Source organism: Nocardioides lacusdianchii (genome assembly GCF_020102855.1).
In the GTDB taxonomy this organism is placed as follows: domain Bacteria; phylum Actinomycetota; class Actinomycetes; order Propionibacteriales; family Nocardioidaceae; genus Nocardioides; species Nocardioides lacusdianchii.
This window is the reverse complement of record NZ_JADHZD010000005.1, coordinates 1-14,456: the sequence shown is the minus strand read 5'-3', so window position 1 is coordinate 14,456 and position 14,456 is coordinate 1. Positions and strand designations below refer to the sequence as shown.

Annotated in this window: 16 protein-coding genes and 2 pseudogenes; 13 read left to right on the top strand and 5 right to left on the bottom strand. The window is 68.5% G+C overall.

The features are described 5' to 3' along the window. Positions 1-46 precede the first annotated feature (46 nt). Positions 47-1,240, bottom strand: coding sequence for a phosphotransferase enzyme family protein (locus IRX98_RS23730; RefSeq protein WP_224275782.1), 1,194 nt, complete (start codon positions 1,238-1,240; stop codon positions 47-49). Positions 1,241-1,439: 199 nt separating this feature from the next. Between IRX98_RS23730 and IRX98_RS08410 the strand changes: the two genes are divergently transcribed. Both IRX98_RS08410 and IRX98_RS08405 read left to right on the top strand, forming a co-directional pair. Beyond that, a complete protein-coding gene (locus IRX98_RS08410; protein WP_084622976.1) occupies positions 1,440-2,243 on the top strand; it encodes a cyclase family protein in 804 nt (267 codons plus the stop codon). A gap of 172 nt (positions 2,244-2,415) precedes the next feature. Then, the gene (locus tag IRX98_RS08405) at positions 2,416-2,574 is read left to right on the top strand and encodes a hypothetical protein (protein WP_207083450.1); all 159 of its coding nucleotides are present in this window, start codon (positions 2,416-2,418) and stop codon (positions 2,572-2,574) included. Between the two features lie 57 nt (positions 2,575-2,631). Here the strand turns inward: IRX98_RS08405 and IRX98_RS08400 are convergent, their stop codons facing one another. Next, entirely contained in the window at positions 2,632-3,576 is a 945-nt protein-coding gene (locus IRX98_RS08400; RefSeq protein ID WP_129478277.1) for a LysR family transcriptional regulator, read from the bottom strand. A gap of 53 nt (positions 3,577-3,629) precedes the next feature. Here IRX98_RS08400 and IRX98_RS08395 point away from each other — a divergent pair, with 53 nt between their 5' ends. The 9 genes from IRX98_RS08395 to IRX98_RS08355 all read left to right on the top strand — a co-directional run bounded on the left by IRX98_RS08395 (position 3,630) and on the right by IRX98_RS08355 (position 9,874). Beyond that, positions 3,630-4,751, top strand: coding sequence for a YeiH family protein (locus IRX98_RS08395; RefSeq protein WP_308044454.1), 1,122 nt, complete (start codon positions 3,630-3,632; stop codon positions 4,749-4,751). Positions 4,752-5,031: 280 nt separating this feature from the next. Continuing rightward, a complete protein-coding gene (locus IRX98_RS08390) occupies positions 5,032-5,217 on the top strand; it encodes a hypothetical protein (RefSeq protein ID WP_224275776.1) in 186 nt (61 codons plus the stop codon). A 244-nt stretch (positions 5,218-5,461) separates the two neighbouring features. Further along, a complete protein-coding gene (locus IRX98_RS08385) occupies positions 5,462-6,175 on the top strand; it encodes a uracil-DNA glycosylase (protein ID WP_165354435.1) in 714 nt (237 codons plus the stop codon). A gap of 94 nt (positions 6,176-6,269) precedes the next feature. Continuing rightward, on the top strand, positions 6,270-6,923 hold the full coding sequence (locus IRX98_RS08380; RefSeq protein ID WP_207208416.1) for an alpha/beta hydrolase: 654 nt from the start codon (positions 6,270-6,272) through the stop codon (positions 6,921-6,923). A gap of 130 nt (positions 6,924-7,053) precedes the next feature. After that, complete coding sequence (locus IRX98_RS08375) at positions 7,054-7,545, top strand: sigma-70 family RNA polymerase sigma factor (protein ID WP_056604303.1); 492 nt, start codon at positions 7,054-7,056, stop codon at positions 7,543-7,545. Next, a complete protein-coding gene (locus IRX98_RS08370; RefSeq protein ID WP_129478271.1) occupies positions 7,542-8,195 on the top strand; it encodes a zf-HC2 domain-containing protein in 654 nt (217 codons plus the stop codon). Before IRX98_RS08375 ends, IRX98_RS08370 begins: the two co-directional genes overlap by 4 nt. A gap of 58 nt (positions 8,196-8,253) precedes the next feature. Then, positions 8,254-8,949, top strand: coding sequence for a hypothetical protein (locus IRX98_RS08365; protein ID WP_224275772.1), 696 nt, complete (start codon positions 8,254-8,256; stop codon positions 8,947-8,949). Between the two features lie 185 nt (positions 8,950-9,134). Next, entirely contained in the window at positions 9,135-9,374 is a 240-nt protein-coding gene (locus tag IRX98_RS08360) for a cupredoxin domain-containing protein (RefSeq protein WP_211253534.1), read from the top strand. A gap of 26 nt (positions 9,375-9,400) precedes the next feature. Then, the gene (locus IRX98_RS08355) at positions 9,401-9,874 is read left to right on the top strand and encodes a DUF7282 domain-containing protein (RefSeq protein WP_129478267.1); all 474 of its coding nucleotides are present in this window, start codon (positions 9,401-9,403) and stop codon (positions 9,872-9,874) included. A gap of 521 nt (positions 9,875-10,395) precedes the next feature. On the opposite strand, the pseudogene IRX98_RS08350 reads toward IRX98_RS08355, so the two are convergent. The 3 genes and pseudogenes from IRX98_RS08350 to IRX98_RS08340 all read right to left on the bottom strand — a co-directional run. After that, positions 10,396-10,716 (bottom strand): annotated as a pseudogene (locus IRX98_RS08350) (integrase core domain-containing protein); the annotation flags it as partial. 7 nt (positions 10,717-10,723) lie between these two features. Beyond that, the gene (locus IRX98_RS08345) at positions 10,724-12,121 is read right to left on the bottom strand and encodes an IS30 family transposase (RefSeq protein WP_224275769.1); all 1,398 of its coding nucleotides are present in this window, start codon (positions 12,119-12,121) and stop codon (positions 10,724-10,726) included. Between the two features lie 46 nt (positions 12,122-12,167). Continuing rightward, positions 12,168-12,781: pseudogene (locus IRX98_RS08340) on the bottom strand (IS3 family transposase); the annotation flags it as partial. Here IRX98_RS08340 and IRX98_RS08335 point away from each other — a divergent pair. Together IRX98_RS08335 and IRX98_RS08330 are read left to right on the top strand one after the other, a co-directional pair. Continuing rightward, positions 12,699-13,091: a YidH family protein gene (locus tag IRX98_RS08335; RefSeq protein WP_129478265.1), complete on the top strand. Its 393-nt coding sequence runs from the start codon at positions 12,699-12,701 to the stop codon at positions 13,089-13,091. The pseudogene IRX98_RS08340 and the gene IRX98_RS08335 sit on opposite strands and share 83 nt — an antisense overlap. Positions 13,092-13,231: 140 nt before the next feature. Further along, complete coding sequence (locus IRX98_RS08330) at positions 13,232-13,969, top strand: MBL fold metallo-hydrolase (protein ID WP_129478263.1); 738 nt, start codon at positions 13,232-13,234, stop codon at positions 13,967-13,969. The last annotated feature ends 487 nt before the right edge of the window (positions 13,970-14,456 follow it).

The window sequence follows — 14,456 nt, the reverse complement described above, 5'->3', positions numbered from 1 at the left end:
GACCTCGACCTCATCGACCACAAGGTCCTCGACGGTCAGATTCTGGTCACGACCTACCACCCGACGGGAAACGACATCCCACGAGGCCGACCTTGCGCACCGACGCCGCACCATTGGTGGCGCGAGCGCGGGGTGCACAACACGAACGGTCTGCGATGCTCCGAAACGGAGCGCCCCATGACGATCCCGCACCGGGTCGCTCCGCGAGCCCATCCCTCACCGGCAACCGGTCGTCACCCGGCTGACATGAGCTGGGCGCGGCGGCCTCCCGCGTCTTCGTACCTGCGGTCGTCGCAGGGCTCGGCCGCTTCGGCACGCGGCAGCGGCAGCCCGGCCTGGCCGTCGTACCGCGAAGGCTTCGACCAGTCGGCCCTCCCTCGCAGGCCGGATCAGTCGTGGAGGCGTCGGTCGAGGTGCGCGACCAGCGTCTCGTAGAGCGAAGGGTCGTCGTGGTTCCCGACCAGGAGGCCGGCGAGGACCTGCAGACGGCGCAGGTCACGGCAGTCGGAGAGTCGGGTCCGGTCGATGGGCCGGGGTAGGCGGCCAATGCGTCGTCTGTGATCGTCATCGAGGCCATGTCCCACTCCACGGGCCCGACACACACGTCCTCGAAGTCGGTCCAGAGTGGTCCGTCCGGCGTCATGAGCACGTTTCCTGTGTGGGCGTCTCCATGCAGGGGACGGGCCGGCCAGGACCGGGTCAAGGGGACCAACTCGGCGGCAGCGCGATGGAGGGTCGGATCTGATGAGATCGCCAGCGCCGGGGAGATGTCGGTGAGAGGGCCGATCAGGGTGGGCAGGTCACCGGGGTAGCGGGCCAGTGCGTCGTGCAACGGTCCCAGCATCGCGCCGAAGCCGGCGGCTGATACTTCGCGGGAGTCGTGTTCGGTCCAGTGCCACAGGCACACTTCCAGTCCCTCTGCGATGTGGGGCCCCGGGTCCTCCCACGGGGCGACGATAGGTACGCCCGAGGCGGCGAGGAACTGGGCGACGAGCACTTCACGTTCGAGCCAGGGCAGGGGGTGTGGGCGCAGTGCGCGCCCGACGGTCACGACGCGGGTGACTACTGGTGCGGGCCTGAGTCGTACGCGAACGCTGTAGCCCTCGGCGATGACCTCGGGATCGTCGGCTGGCAGCCCCAATGCCCGAGCACAGGCGACGGATGCCGACACCGCATCGGCAGTGGTGGGGAGGACAGCCACGCCGTCGACGGTTTGTCGCTCATCGAGGTCGTCGTCCATGGCGGCCACTTTGACAGGGCGGGCAACCGCGTCGATGGCGGCTATAAAGACGCACGTCGCCAGATGCACGGATCGCGGCCATGTGAGTGTGCTTCTTCGCGAACGCTTGGTGACGCGACTCGGCCGGGGCAGGTGGCGCAACCAGGATCTCGAGCAGGTGCGCAGCCCGAGGCGAGCGTAGGGCTGGGACGATGATCCGGTGGAAGAGCTGATTTCTCTGTTGGGCCACCGTGTTCGCCTCGTCGACCTGACACACCGTCTCGGACCGTCGCCGAGCGAGCCGGTACCCCCGTGGCTGGAGGCACAGACGCATGAGGAAGGCGCCGAGGTGTGGGAGGGCATGTTCGGCATCCCACGTGGGGCTCTGCCAGGCGGACGGGGTTTCGCCGGTGAGATGCTGCACCGGCTGTCCACGCACGCGGGTACCCATGTGGACGCGCCGTGGCACTACGCGCCGACAGCAGGCGGTGCACCTGCCGCCACCATCGACCGTGTGCCGCTCTCGTGGTGCGTCGGTGACCTGGTGGTGGTGGACGTGTCGGACCTGCCCACCGGGCACCTGATCGGCCGAGACGAAGTGGTCGAGCGCCTTGCGGGCATCGCACCCGATCTGCAGGCGGGCGCTGTGGTGGCGTTCTACACGGGCGCGGAGCGGCTCTGGGGTGATGAGAAGTTCTGGGAGACCGGGTGTGGTCTGGGACGTGAAGCGGTGCTGGCGCTGCTCGAGCGTGGCGTGCGGACCATCGGTACCGACGCCTGGAGCTTGGACCGGCCATATCCGCTGATCGGCGCGGAGTGGCAGCAGCGGCGCGATCCGGCGGCGCTGTGGCCCGCGCACTTCGCTGGCATCGAGCAGCCTTATCTGCAGATCGAGAAGCTGGCCAACCTCACGGCGGTGCCTGCGATCGGGGCCACCATCCTCGCGTTCCCGATCAAGGTTGAGTGCGGCAGCGGAGCGTGGACGCGAGCCGTAGCTCTAGTCGCAGAGCCAGGCGAGCGCTGAACCACCACGGAGCCGCAGTGCGGTTGCGCACTGTGCGTGGGTCGTCTTCGGGCGCGGACGCGCTTTGTGCGTCGGGGACGACCCAGCACCGGGGCCGTCGACGGATCTCCTGAGCCGCTGCCCCCTGCCCGGTCGGGCAGATTCGTATGGCGGCGTCGGCGATGCTCGTGCCGTGAACCAGCTGCCCGACGCCGTCGTGGCCTCGCGGCCGACCGCCACCGTCGGCTGCTACACCGTCCCGGATAGCGATCCTGCACTGGCGCGCTCCGCGAGCCGATCCTGCACTGGCACGCTCCGCGAGCCGATCCTGCTGCGGTCGCGCTCTTTGTGACCAGTAGTTTGTGGCGCGTTGACCAGCTCGCGCGAGTCACGGTAGCGCCAGCGATCCTCAACGAACTCGCGCTCTGCTCCGGGGTAGACGCCGGGCTCGTGGCCTCTCGGGGACTGCAAGCCGAAGCAGGTCCTCTGCCGGGCCGACCGGTCGCTGGCCGGTGAGCCAGACGGCACGTAGCGAGCGGTCGAGGTCGACTCCGTGAACGGGGACCTGGACTAGGCGGCCGGCTGCGACGTCGTCGTGCACTGCCAGGTCGGAGAGCACGGCCGGGCCGGCTCCGGCGATGACTGCGGAGCGGACGCCGCTGCTGGTCGACACCTCGAGCAGGGGTTGGGTGGGGGTGCCGAACGGGGTCAGGGCTCGGTCCAGCGCGGTGCGGGTCCCCGACCCGGCTTCGCGGTGCACCAGCCGCGTTGCGGCCAGCTCCTCAGCCTCTACCGATCTACGGCGGTGGGCCCACGGGTGAGCGGGCGCGACGACGACCACGAGCCGGTCGGTCGCCACGACCTGAGCAGACAGGCCGGAGGGAAGGTCGGGGCCCTCGATGAAGCCGAGGTCGGCGTCGCCCGCGAGAACCGCGGCCGCCGTGGTGTCGCTGTTGCCTGCGGTCAGGCTGACGGCGGTGTCCGGATGCGTGGCGGCCAGCACGACGAGCCAGCTCGGCAGTAGATGCTCGGCCACGGTCAAGCTCGCCGCGACCCGCAGCCGCGCGATGCGGTCGCTGCGCAGGGACGCGATGCCCGCCTCGAGGACGTCCGCAGCAGCGAGGACCCCACGTGCCCACTCGGCCAGCAGTGCACCGTTGGGGGTGAGGTTCGAGCCACGGGCCGAGCGAGTGAGGACCGCGAACCCGACCAGCCGTTCGAGTCCGCGCACCCGTGCGCTCACGGCAGGCTGGCTTAGCCCGCGGGAGGCACCGGCCTTGCTCAGGCTGCCGCTGGCAGCGATCTCGAGGAGCAGCGACAGGGTGTCGAGGTCGGGCACCCGGGTGAGAGTCATCGACCCACTCTAGAGCCCGCCATCAGTCCGGTGGATGACGTCATCGATCCAGGATGTCTACCGAGCGCCCGTCTGCCGGCGCAGGCTGGAAGTACCGACGAAGGAGAATGCCTGTGACCACGCCCCACGAAGCCCCTGTCCACCGACACCGCACCGGCAGCCGCTGCCGCCCGTCCTGCCCGCCCACTCCCGAGCCCGGGCACCGCAGTCCGGTACCTGGGTTGCTCGCCGTCGCAACCGCCACCGGCGTCGCGTTCGGCGTGCATGCCTTGGTCCCAGCGGTGAACCCCTCCACCGTTGCTGTGGTCATCGGCGCGATCGCGGTCAACATCGGGCTGCACCACCCCTCCCTGCACGTCGGCACCCACGTCGCCTCACACCGGTTCCTGCGCCTGGCCGTCGTGCTGCTTGGCCTGCAGCTGGGGCTGCAACAGCTGCTCGACCTGGGGCCGCGCGGTGCCCTCGTCGTGGTCACCACCGTCACGGTCACGTTCACCGGAACGCGCCTGCTTGGGCGGCTGCTGGGTGTGCCGCCGGCCCGGTCCCTGCTCGTCGCCACCGGCTTCTCGATCTGCGGCGCCTCGGCCGTCGCCGCGATGGAGGAGGTCGCCGGCGGGGACGAGGACGACACGGCGGTCGCAATCGCGCTCGTCACGTTGTGCGGGAGCCTGGCCATCGTGCTGCTCCCGCTGCTTCGTGAGCCCCTCGGGCTCGACCCTGCTGCGTTCGGCAGCTGGGTCGGCGCAAGCGTGCACGACGTGGGCCAGACCGTGGCGACAGCCGACCGCGTACCGGGAGCCCTGACGACCGCGGTCGTCGTCAAGCTCAGCCGCGTCGTGCTCCTCGCCCCGCTGGTCGCCGGGACCGCCGTTGCGCTGCGGCGTCGCACCCCCGCGGCGGCGACGGGGCGCCGCCCACCGCTGCTTCCCCTGTTCGTCGCCGGCTTCCTGGCAGCGATCGCCGTCGCGAGCACCGGGCTCCTGCCCGATCCGGTCCTGCACGGCGCGAAGGTCCTCCAGGAGGTCTTGCTCGCCGCAGCCCTGGTCGGTCTGGGCACCGGGATCCACCTCCCGGTGCTGCGGCGCACCGGAGGCCGCGCGCTGGTGCTCGGCCTCATGTCATGGGTCCTCGTCGCGGGGGTCGCCTACGCCGGCGTACAGCTCACCGGCGCATGACGGGCAAGGGGTGGTGGTCGGTTCGACCAACCCCGCGGTGGGTGGGTCGTGTGGTTCGGGCACTCCTGCGCCCAACCTGGCCCAACTTGGCCCGACCCTTCGGCGTGATCGTCGGGGATCCCAAACGCTGGGCGGTCCGCGCTGATGTGTTCGGGGTGTCCGGGTTCGCCGGTGAGTGTCGCAGTTGGTTAGAATGAGCGCACACGATGGCGGTGGGGCTCGCCGACAACCGTGGCGGCAGGCCACCAACAGTCCCTACCTGAGACAGGTAGGAGTTCGTGTGCCCGAAAATAGTTACCCCGACGTCGGCGATCTGCCGATCGATCCCGATACGTCCGGTGACAGGCTCACCGGCACGGTCCACCGGTTGCCTTCCTTGTTCACGTCGCAGTGGGACGTGCTGCTCGCCATCAGCGCCGGCGGTGCCGTCGCGTCGTCGCGCGCGACGTGGATTCCGGGAGCCTGAGCGTCGTGGCGGTACTGGACCTCGATCTGCGACGGTACTTCCGCGCCGTCTGGGTCGGAACCAAGAACCCGCCGGCCGGGGCCGTGCGTGACCTCGTCGCGATCGCGCGTGCGGCTGAGCGCTGACCACCAGAGCGCCTCCACAATGAACTGGTGGCCCACGAAGTGGAGCCGGGTGCGGGCACATGGCTCACCGCTGGTTCGGCATAGGGTTTCTCTTGTGACGTCGCCGCCGCATGTACGGGATGAGCAAGCGTTCCCCCTCCCGGTGGCCGCCGGATTCGCGGGCATCTGCCTGGCTGTCGGTGTTGCGCCCGTGGGCTGGAGCGGACACCGTGCTGCCTGACCCTGCCAGCAAACGAGCGCGCGTCCACGACGACCCGGTTGGCCGCTTGAACGAGCTGGCCGAACGGTGGCGGTTAGAAGGTCCGAGCAATTCCAGGTTCGTGCCCTGGTTCGACCCCGACGGTGCAGGAACTAAGGCCCAGGTGCTGCTACTGATGGAGGCGCCCGGCCCCAGAACGGTCGCCGCGGGCGACCTCGGCTTCAGCTCGCTCGACAACGACGATCCCACCACCCGACAGGTTCACCGGGCGCTGACCTCCTCCAATCTCGACCAGGCTCGCTGCCTGCGGTGGAACGTCGTCCCCTGGGCCCTGACCGGACCTGAAGGTCGACTCCGCGCCCCCCGGGTCGATGACCTGGAAGACGCCCGGCCGGCCTTGAGCGCGCTGCTCGCCGAACTGGTCGACCTCCGGGTGGTCGTGACCTTCGGCGGCGCGGCACTTGAAGGGTGGATGAGGTACCTCACGCTCGCCGAGCACCCGGTCGTCGTCCCGACCCTGGCCGTTCCCCATCCCTCACCTGCCAACGGACACCGGCGCCAGGAAGCCCTCCAGCGAACCACCGCCGCTCTGGAACGAGCCGCAGATCTCTGCGGGCGAACAGCCCACAGTTGAGTCCACAGGCGTGGTGTACGACGGCTTACGCGTGGCGGGCAAGGGACGGTCACACAGATGAGCATTCCGTGCACAGCGACCTAGTGTGGTGGACATGCTCGGAACCCTGAAGAGAACGGCACTCGCACCGGTCCTTGTCCTGGCCCTGGCGAGTTGCGGAGGATCGCCGGAGACGGCCAGCACCGGTTCCACCGGTGACTCCTCAGGGCAGACCATCTCCGTCGCCGGCGCCCCGGCGTCGAGGTGGGGCCAGGGAGACTACGGAGTTGTCCTCGCTCATGGCGCCGCCTTCAACGCGGCCAGTTGGGAGGAGCAAGCCGTCGCGATCGCCGACCAGGGAGCGAGCGTGATCGCTGTCGAGGACATCGACCCCGATGCGATTCGCGACGCCGTGGAACAGCTACAGGGCGAGGGAGTCGCCGACGTCGCGCTCGTCGGGGCCAGCGCTGGGGCCGACGCCATCCTCGATCTCGCGAGCCAGGACCCATCGCTGGCCGATCAGCTGATCTTGCTATCGCCGAACGCAACGGTCGACGGTCTCGGGGAGGAGCCGAAGCTCTTCGTGGCCAGCGAGGACGAGCCCGTGGCCAACGTCTCGACGGAGCTGGCCGCGTCCTCCCCCGGTGAGGAGAACGAGGTGACGATCCTGCCGGGCACGGCCCACGCGCAGAACATCTTCGCCACAGACCAGGCCGGTCCGGTCCTCGACGCGATGCTCCAACGCCTCAAGCGCTTCGCTGCCCCGTGAGCCCTCACGGAGCCGTCGTGCACGGCGCGACACGGTGAACCGATCCCGAAAGCGGGTCGTACCCAAACCCGTGAGATCGCTGCTCCCCGGCTCGCGGGCACCCGGTAGGTCGGCCGGGGCCGATGAGCGAGTGCTGACCGAGCTCTACCTACGGCACGGGACGGCCCTGATGACCTTCGTGCTGCGCCTGGTCGATGACCGGGGCCGCGCCGAGGACGTCGTGCAGGAGACGATGCTGCGCGGCTGGCGCAACCTCGACAGGATCGATCCGAGTCGCGGTGATCCGCGGGCCTACCTGTTCGCGGTGGCCCGCAACCTGGTCATCGATCTGTGGCGCGCCGACGAGCGCCGCCCACGACTCATCGGCGACGACGACACCGTGGCAGCCCAGTCGGTCGGTGACCGCGCCGACGCGCTGGTCGACGCCTACGTCGTCGAGCAGGCACTGGACCGGCTCTCACCCGAGCACCGGGCCGTGGTCGACGAGCTCTACTACCGCGGCGCCACCGTCACCGAGGCCGCCAGCACCCTCGGGCTGCGCCCGGGCACCGTGAAGTCACGCTCGTACTACGCGATCCGCATCCTGCGGACCGCGTTCGAAGAGATGGGAGTCGAGCGATGAACCAGCACGAGGAGGACCGCGCTCACACCCGGCTGCGCGAGCTGCTGGGCCCCTACGTCCTGGGCGGTCTCGACGCCGACGACCGGGCTCGGCTCGAGGCCCATCTCCCGACCTGCGCCTCGTGCCGCGACGAGCTCGCGACGTACGCCGGGCTGCCGGCGCTGCTGCGGGCCGGGGCGCCGTCATCAGCACACCGCGAAACCTCCGATGCTGCCTTGGGTGACGCGATCGGAGCCCTGCGGACCCGTCGGCATCGTCGCCGGCTGCTCCTCACCGCTGCCGCCGCGGTCGTGCTGGTGGCGGGAGCGGGTGTCGGCACGGCGGTGGTCCTCGAACCCGACGCACCCCTCGCTACGACTCTCGCCCTGAGCGCACCGGCGGGAGTGAGCGCCACCGGTGCGGCCTCCTTGAGCGCCAAGCCGTGGGGCACGTCGGTCGAGCTCGACCTGCGGGGGCTCCCACAAGACGAGCAGTTCGTCGCCTGGCTGGTCTCACCCGAAGGAGAGCGCCAGCAGGTCGCCACTTGGGGATCGACCGGCAACGGCGAAGCGCGCGTGACCGGGGCCTCGGCGTTCGTCACGCGCGATGTCGCCCAGGTGCGGGTCACCGACTCCGACGGTGATCTCGTGATCTCCGCCACTACCCGGTGAACCGATCCGCCGGCGACGGCGTACCCCTGCGTGACATCCGACGAAAAGGGACCCACCAATGAAGAAGATGACCACTGCCCTCACCGCCCTCACCGTGACCGCGGCGCTCGGCGGCACCTACGCCGCCACCGCCGGTGGGGCCTCCGCCGCCCCTGGGCCTGGGCACCGCGACCGCCATGACGCGGCCAAGTCCGTGGACGTCGAGATCCTCGCCCCCGCACGCGGCGACAACGCCGGCATCGCCGGAGCCGGGTGGTTCGTCGACCTCGAGATCGAGTTCAATGACACCTCGCTCGCAGGCACCGGCTTCACCGCCAACCAGTTGACCGGGCCGGCCGCGCACAACAACACCGCTCCCTTCCCCGGTAGCTTCTCGACCGGTGCCGACGACCGGATGCCCGGTTTGGTCGTGCTCACCAGCACCACCAACAGCACCCTCCCCGGCTTCTCCGGGCCCGGAACCAACCTGGCCATCCTGTTCAACCTCACCGGAGTCACCGACCGCTCCAAGAACGACGTCGAGATCTGGGACACCTGGATCGTCGGCGCCCCGATCGCCGGCAAGGACGTCACCACCACGCTGACCGTCGCCGTCATCGACGACCTCAACCACGACGGCATCTACAACGACGCACCCGCCGTCGTCACCGACCAGAACGCCGACGGACGCATCGACCGCCGCGACCTCGAAGCCATCGGCGTCGCCTCCAAGGTCGAGACCGTGGACTTCCGTATCAACGGCGCCCCCGCATGAGAGTGATCCGTCCGGCTCCGTTGGACCGACCCCAGGTCTCGCGACACGTCCTGAAGGCTCTGATCGTCCCTGTCCTCTTCCTTCTAACGGCCTGTGGGTCTTCGTCGGAGGAGCCCTCGTCCTCGCCCGCCCCCGTCTCGTCCGCTACGCCGGACGGCGCGTCGGGTGATGTGCTGCCGGAGGGGGTGGCCTACACCGTGGCGGACTACGCATTCGCGCCGCTCACCGTCGCGCCTGGCCAAGAGGTCGAGGTCGTCGACAGCGACGCCGAAGCGCACACCCTGACCGCGATCGACGGCTCCTTCGACACAGGCAGCTTCGACAACAGCTCGCCGGGCACGTTTACCGCTCCTGACAAGCCCGGGACCTACGACTTCGTCTGTGAGATCCACCCGTCGATGACCGGCACTCTGACCGTTCAGTAATGAAAAGCCACACCAAGGAGATCACCATGCGTAACCTGACCGCGCGGCGCAGCGCCGCTGTCATCTCGAGCCTGTTCCTGGCTTTCGTCCTGGCCGGCTGTGGTAGCGACGACGAGTCGTCCACCGCTGTCCCCGCCGAGGATTCTTCCACCACGACTACCGGCACGGTCGAGGCAGCCGACCAAGACGGTGACGGCAGCACCCTGACCGTGAGCTCCGTCAGCCTCGAGGGTGTCGAGCAGGGTTGGATCGCAGTGCACAGTGACGTCGACGGCAAACCCGGACCGGTCGTCGGCACCGTCCAGGTCGAGCAGGGTGAGAGCAGTGACGTGGTCGTCGAGCTCGACGACACCGTCGCCACCGGCGACTACTGGCCGATGCTGCACGTCGACGACGGCGAGATCGGGGCCTACGAGTTCCCCGATGTCGAAGGCGTCGACCTGCCGGTGCTCGACGGCGAGATGCCCGTGATGCAGAAGCTGACCCTGACCGTCAGCTGACCTGCGTGGTCCCTGAAGATCATCCGGACTCACGAGTGCAGGGACGCCGCCAAGGGTCGTCGCCCCAGCGGCGACGACCCTTGCCTGCAGGGCGAGCTGGTCGTTTAGCCGTGCTTCGCGTCAGCATCACGGGGAGCACCCGCGGAAGTACCCCGAGGAATTTCGGGGCGTGCGATCCCATGGCCGTCGACCGACAACGTGAGCTGGCCAGATGTCCGCGGTCGAGGAGCACTCGCCCTGATGATCATTGACCGGTCGCACAGCACCGGATCTCAGCTCGTCATCGATCTTTCTTGGCATGGTGCTCGTCCTCCTGGACTCAAACAGGAGCGGCATCAAACCTCCGGCGCGTGACCCCATTCCGCAAGCGCCTGCGGACGGGTCTCCTGGGACCTCGGGCGATCAGCTCGCCCAGAGACTGCACCAGTTTCGAAGGTGGTTGGGATGTGGACTCGTCGGCTCACGTCGAGGCTGCGGCGTCGGGGACCCTTGACTCGCCCTGGGTCTGATGGAGGCTCGGGCTATTGGATTTCGACCAGGGGTTGGTCGGTCCTAGCTCGAGCGTAGAACGTCTCCTCGAACTCTGCTGGCGGTACGTCGTCGAGGTAGCCGTGAAGGCGCTCGTGGTTGTGCCAGTAGACCCACGACAGGGTCGCGAGCTCGACGTCCTCAACCGTCTTCCAGGGCCGACCTTCACGAGCTGGGCCGCGGATCAGTTCGGCCTTGTAGTAGCCGTTCACGGTCTCAGCGAGAGCGTTATCGTAGGAATCTCCGACGGCCCCGATCGAAGGAACCGCGCCAATCTCGGCCAGGCGTTCGCCATACCGAATCGACGTAAATTGACCAGGTTCAACCAGTCGATGCAACACCGGCTTGTTGGAGCAACAGTAGATGCTCGTTGAACGCCTCGGCGGGTGTCTTCCAGTTGAGGGTCTTTCGGGGTCTGGTGTTCAGCGCGTGAGCAACGGCCTCGATCTCCTCGGCCGACCAGCACGACAGGTCGGTTCCCTTGGGGAAATACTGGCGCAGTAGGCCGTTGGTGTTCTCGTTCGTGCCGCGCTGCCAAGGCGACTGCGGGTCTGCGAAGAACACCGGGATCCCAGTCTCGACACTGAACTTGGCGTGGGCCGACATCTCCTTTCCCCGGTCCCATGTCAATGACCGCGCCAGCTCGGCCGGCAGCACCGACATCGTGTTCGCCAGGGCGTTCTTCATCGTGATCGCGCCGTAGCCAGCCAACGCGGGGCCGTTCCTGGGCGTCTCCTTGTGCCGGTAGCCCTCCTCACGGGGAAGGTGGACCAGCAGCGTGAACTTGGTCGTGCGGTCGACGACGGTGCCGATCGCCGAGCGCTCCAGCCCGATCAGCAGGTCGCCCTCCCAATGGCCCGGAACGGCACGGTCCTCGGCCTCGGCGGGTCGTTCGCTGATCAAGGTCTCTGGCGTGACATGGGCCCACGTCTTACGCCTGGATCGCTCTCTCGGCGCACGCAACGCGCGGCCGGTGCGCAGGCACCAGACCAGCTCGCGTTTCAATGCGCCGCGGCCCTCGATGTAGAGCGACTGGTAGATCGCTTCGTGGCTGATGCGCATGGATTCATCATCGGGGAAGTCGACCTTGAGCCGGTTGCTGATCTGTTCTGGACTCCACGCCGCGGACCAACCGCGATGCTTGCGGTGGGGCTTGTTGATCCCGGTGAACCGTGGTGGCTCCGGACCGCGGACGACCTTGCCGTCCGGGGTCCTGATCTGCCCCGACAGGCGCTCCTGGACGTAGGCATGCAGGCGAGGGTCGGCGACGAGTTTCGCGGGCTTGGGGCGCTTGGCCGCCATGTCGGCCTTCCACTGCGCGACCGACGCCCGATAGCCAGTACTTCCGGCGCGGGTGGCGGCGTTGCGGCGTAGCTCGCGTGACACCGTTGCGGGGTCGCGGCCGATGGCTCGGGCGATCTCGCGCACGCCCTTGTCCTGGGCCTTGAGCACCGCGATCTCCTCACGCTCAGCGAACGACAGGTACCGGCCCGTGGGCTTGAACGTCAGGTCGAACGGCGCCATGCCGCCAGCGTGGCGGAACCACCGCTGACCGACCGCCTGCGCCACGCCGACCATCGCGGCGGCCTCGATGGGCAGAAAGCCCTTGGCGATCTCGGCCCAGAACGCGGCCTCTACGGGGCGCTGAAACTTCGGATGGCCGGGCGAGCGCAACTTCGGCCGGATCGCCCGATCTGCTTCCTGCTGACGACGTGCCATTCCACACCTCCATGACGAGGTGTTGCGACGACCAGTTGAATCCGCCTTGCGACCCAGCGTCGCTGTGACACCGCAGCCCGGCCAGCTGGGTGCCGCGTGACCAGCGGGCCATCTCGATCGCGTCGAGGACCATCGTGGTCCTGATGTGCGAGGCGGCCCTCCACCCGACGATGGTGCGGGAGTATACGTCGATGATGAAGCAGACGTAGGCGATCCCGGCCCAGGTCGGCACGAACGTCAGGTCGGTGACCCACAGCTGGTTAGGTGCCGCAGCGGTGAAGTCACGACCCACCAGATCGGGGTGGCGTGGCGCACCGGGGTCTGGCTTGGTGGTGCGGACCCGCTTGGTGCGCCGGGCCCCTTCGATACCGTCGGCGCGCATGAGTCGGGCGACCTGGTCGCGACCGATGTCGTGGCCACCACGGTGGGCGGCCTTCCAGATCTTGCGGGCCCCGTAGACGCGGTAGTTGTCCTCCCAGAGCTGACGCACGACCGGGGCCATGACGGCGTCGCGCTGGACACGGGCGGAGGGTGGCGGTTCTTGTACTCGTAGTAGCTGCTCGGGGCCACCTGCAGCATGCGGCAGATGACCCCGACCCCCAGGCGCCGGCCCGCGACGACATCGTCGCGGTTGGCGTCGATGAACGCGGCTACTACTTGCACCTACCTAGCCTGGCTCCGCACCGCGGGTGGGGTCATGGTGCTCGGCCTGGCCGTGGCCACCTTCGGCGACGCCACCACCATCTACACCATCGCCGCCGGGGCAGTGCTCATCGTGGTCGGCGTTGCCGGACTGTTCTACGGCACCCGACGCTACCGCCGTGTCAACCGCGAGATCGAGCACGGCGAGTACACCACCGGCAGCCGCGGACGCGGCCCCGCCATGGCCTCGACGGTCCTGACCCTCGCCGTGCTCGCATCACTGATTCTGCTGATCATCGGAGAAGCATCGAACGGTCAAGGCCGCTGACCACCTGCACTCGGTGAGCCCCGACCCAGAGCCCAAACGTCGGGGGTGCGCCGACAACGTCATGACATTCGGGTCGCTGACGCTCGAGAATGGCAAGCACCACAACAAGTGATGCCCCGTGAACGACGTATCCTCCAAGCATGCGAGTGACCGTGCTGGGAGGCGGGGGTGGGTACCCCACCCCGGAGCGAGCGTGCAGCGGCTACTTGGTCGAGCACGATGACTTCCACCTGCTGATGGACCCAGGGCACGCGACCATGTCCCGGCTGGTGGAGTACGTCTCGCCCGAGGACGTCGACGCCGTGCTGGTCACTCACGGTCACGCCGACCACTGCGCCGACCTCAACCCGTTGCTGCGCGCGCGGCACCTCGCTGACGACCCACCCGGCCAGCTGCCTATCCACGCACCCTCGGGCGCGCTCGACGCGCTGCTGAGTCTCGACGGCGCGATGCTCGCCGATGACTGGACCCTGACCGTTCTCTTATCGGCGCAAGAGGTGGTGATCGGTCCTTTCACGGTAACCTCGGTCGAGCTCCCGCACTTCGTCTCGAACCTCGGTGTCCGCATTAGCGCCGGCGGTCGCCTGCTCGCCTATACCGGCGACGCGGGTGCGAGTCCCGACACCGTCGACCTGGCTCGCGGTGCCGACGCACTCCTGGCCGAAGCGAGCTTCGTCGACGAGGTACCCACGGAGTCGGCCGAGGGACTGAGCAGCGCCCGCGACCGCGGAAAGGTCGCCGCCGAGGCAGGAGTCGGCCAGCTGGTGTTGTGCCACGTCTGGCCCGGCGAGAGCACTGACCGGCTGCGGCAGGCGGCTCGCCGAGAGTTCTCCGGAGAGATCGCCGTGGCCACCCCCGGGCTAACGATCGAAGTCTGATGCGACGGTTCAGTTTCCGGTTGAGGATGGTCGCTGTGGCTTAATCGACGAGTTGCTCCTGATGATCTACCCGCTCGTGCTTGGCTCCGGTCATCGCCTGTTCGGGCCGGATGACCATGCGCACGGACTGCAGTTGGTAAGTGCCACACCAACAGTGGCCGGAGTGCTCCCGCCACGTACCAGCGCGGAGGTGAAAACGTCTTAACCGTTTGGGCTGTCCCGCGAGCCGAACCCCAAAGAGCGCTGAAACGCAAACGGAAACGGCGAGACGCCGATGTCCCACAGGGGTATCCGCTATCGGTGATCGTCTGAGTAGCGGCAGTCGGCAGTACCTTGGCGCTGATCTTGCTCCGCACCACCTTCGCCTACTGGGATGATCGCGTGGTGGTCGAGGTTCTCAACGACGCCGATGTACGGCGGCTGCTCACACCCGACCTCGCCATTGGCTGGATGCGCGAGGCCCTCATCGCGGCGCATCGTGGCGAGT

Bases quoted from the DNA above. Each gene is read 5' to 3' on its own strand.
- IRX98_RS23730 (WP_224275782.1), bottom strand. From the start codon at position 1,240: ATGGACGACGACCTCGATGAGCGACAAACCGTCGACGGCGTGGCTGTC.
- IRX98_RS08400 (WP_129478277.1), bottom strand. From the start codon at position 3,576: ATGACTCTCACCCGGGTGCCCGACCTCGACACCCTGTCGCTGCTCCTC.
- IRX98_RS08395 (WP_308044454.1), top strand. From the start codon at position 3,630: ATGTCTACCGAGCGCCCGTCTGCCGGCGCAGGCTGGAAGTACCGACGA.
- IRX98_RS08385 (WP_165354435.1), top strand. From the start codon at position 5,462: ATGAGCAAGCGTTCCCCCTCCCGGTGGCCGCCGGATTCGCGGGCATCT.
- IRX98_RS08380 (WP_207208416.1), top strand. From the start codon at position 6,270: ATGCTCGGAACCCTGAAGAGAACGGCACTCGCACCGGTCCTTGTCCTG.
- IRX98_RS08370 (WP_129478271.1), top strand. From the start codon at position 7,542: ATGAACCAGCACGAGGAGGACCGCGCTCACACCCGGCTGCGCGAGCTG.
- IRX98_RS08365 (WP_224275772.1), top strand. From the start codon at position 8,254: ATGAAGAAGATGACCACTGCCCTCACCGCCCTCACCGTGACCGCGGCG.
- IRX98_RS08355 (WP_129478267.1), top strand. From the start codon at position 9,401: ATGCGTAACCTGACCGCGCGGCGCAGCGCCGCTGTCATCTCGAGCCTG.
- IRX98_RS08345 (WP_224275769.1), bottom strand. From the start codon at position 12,121: ATGGCACGTCGTCAGCAGGAAGCAGATCGGGCGATCCGGCCGAAGTTG.
- IRX98_RS08335 (WP_129478265.1), top strand. From the start codon at position 12,699: ATGCGGCAGATGACCCCGACCCCCAGGCGCCGGCCCGCGACGACATCG.
- IRX98_RS08330 (WP_129478263.1), top strand. From the start codon at position 13,232: ATGCGAGTGACCGTGCTGGGAGGCGGGGGTGGGTACCCCACCCCGGAG.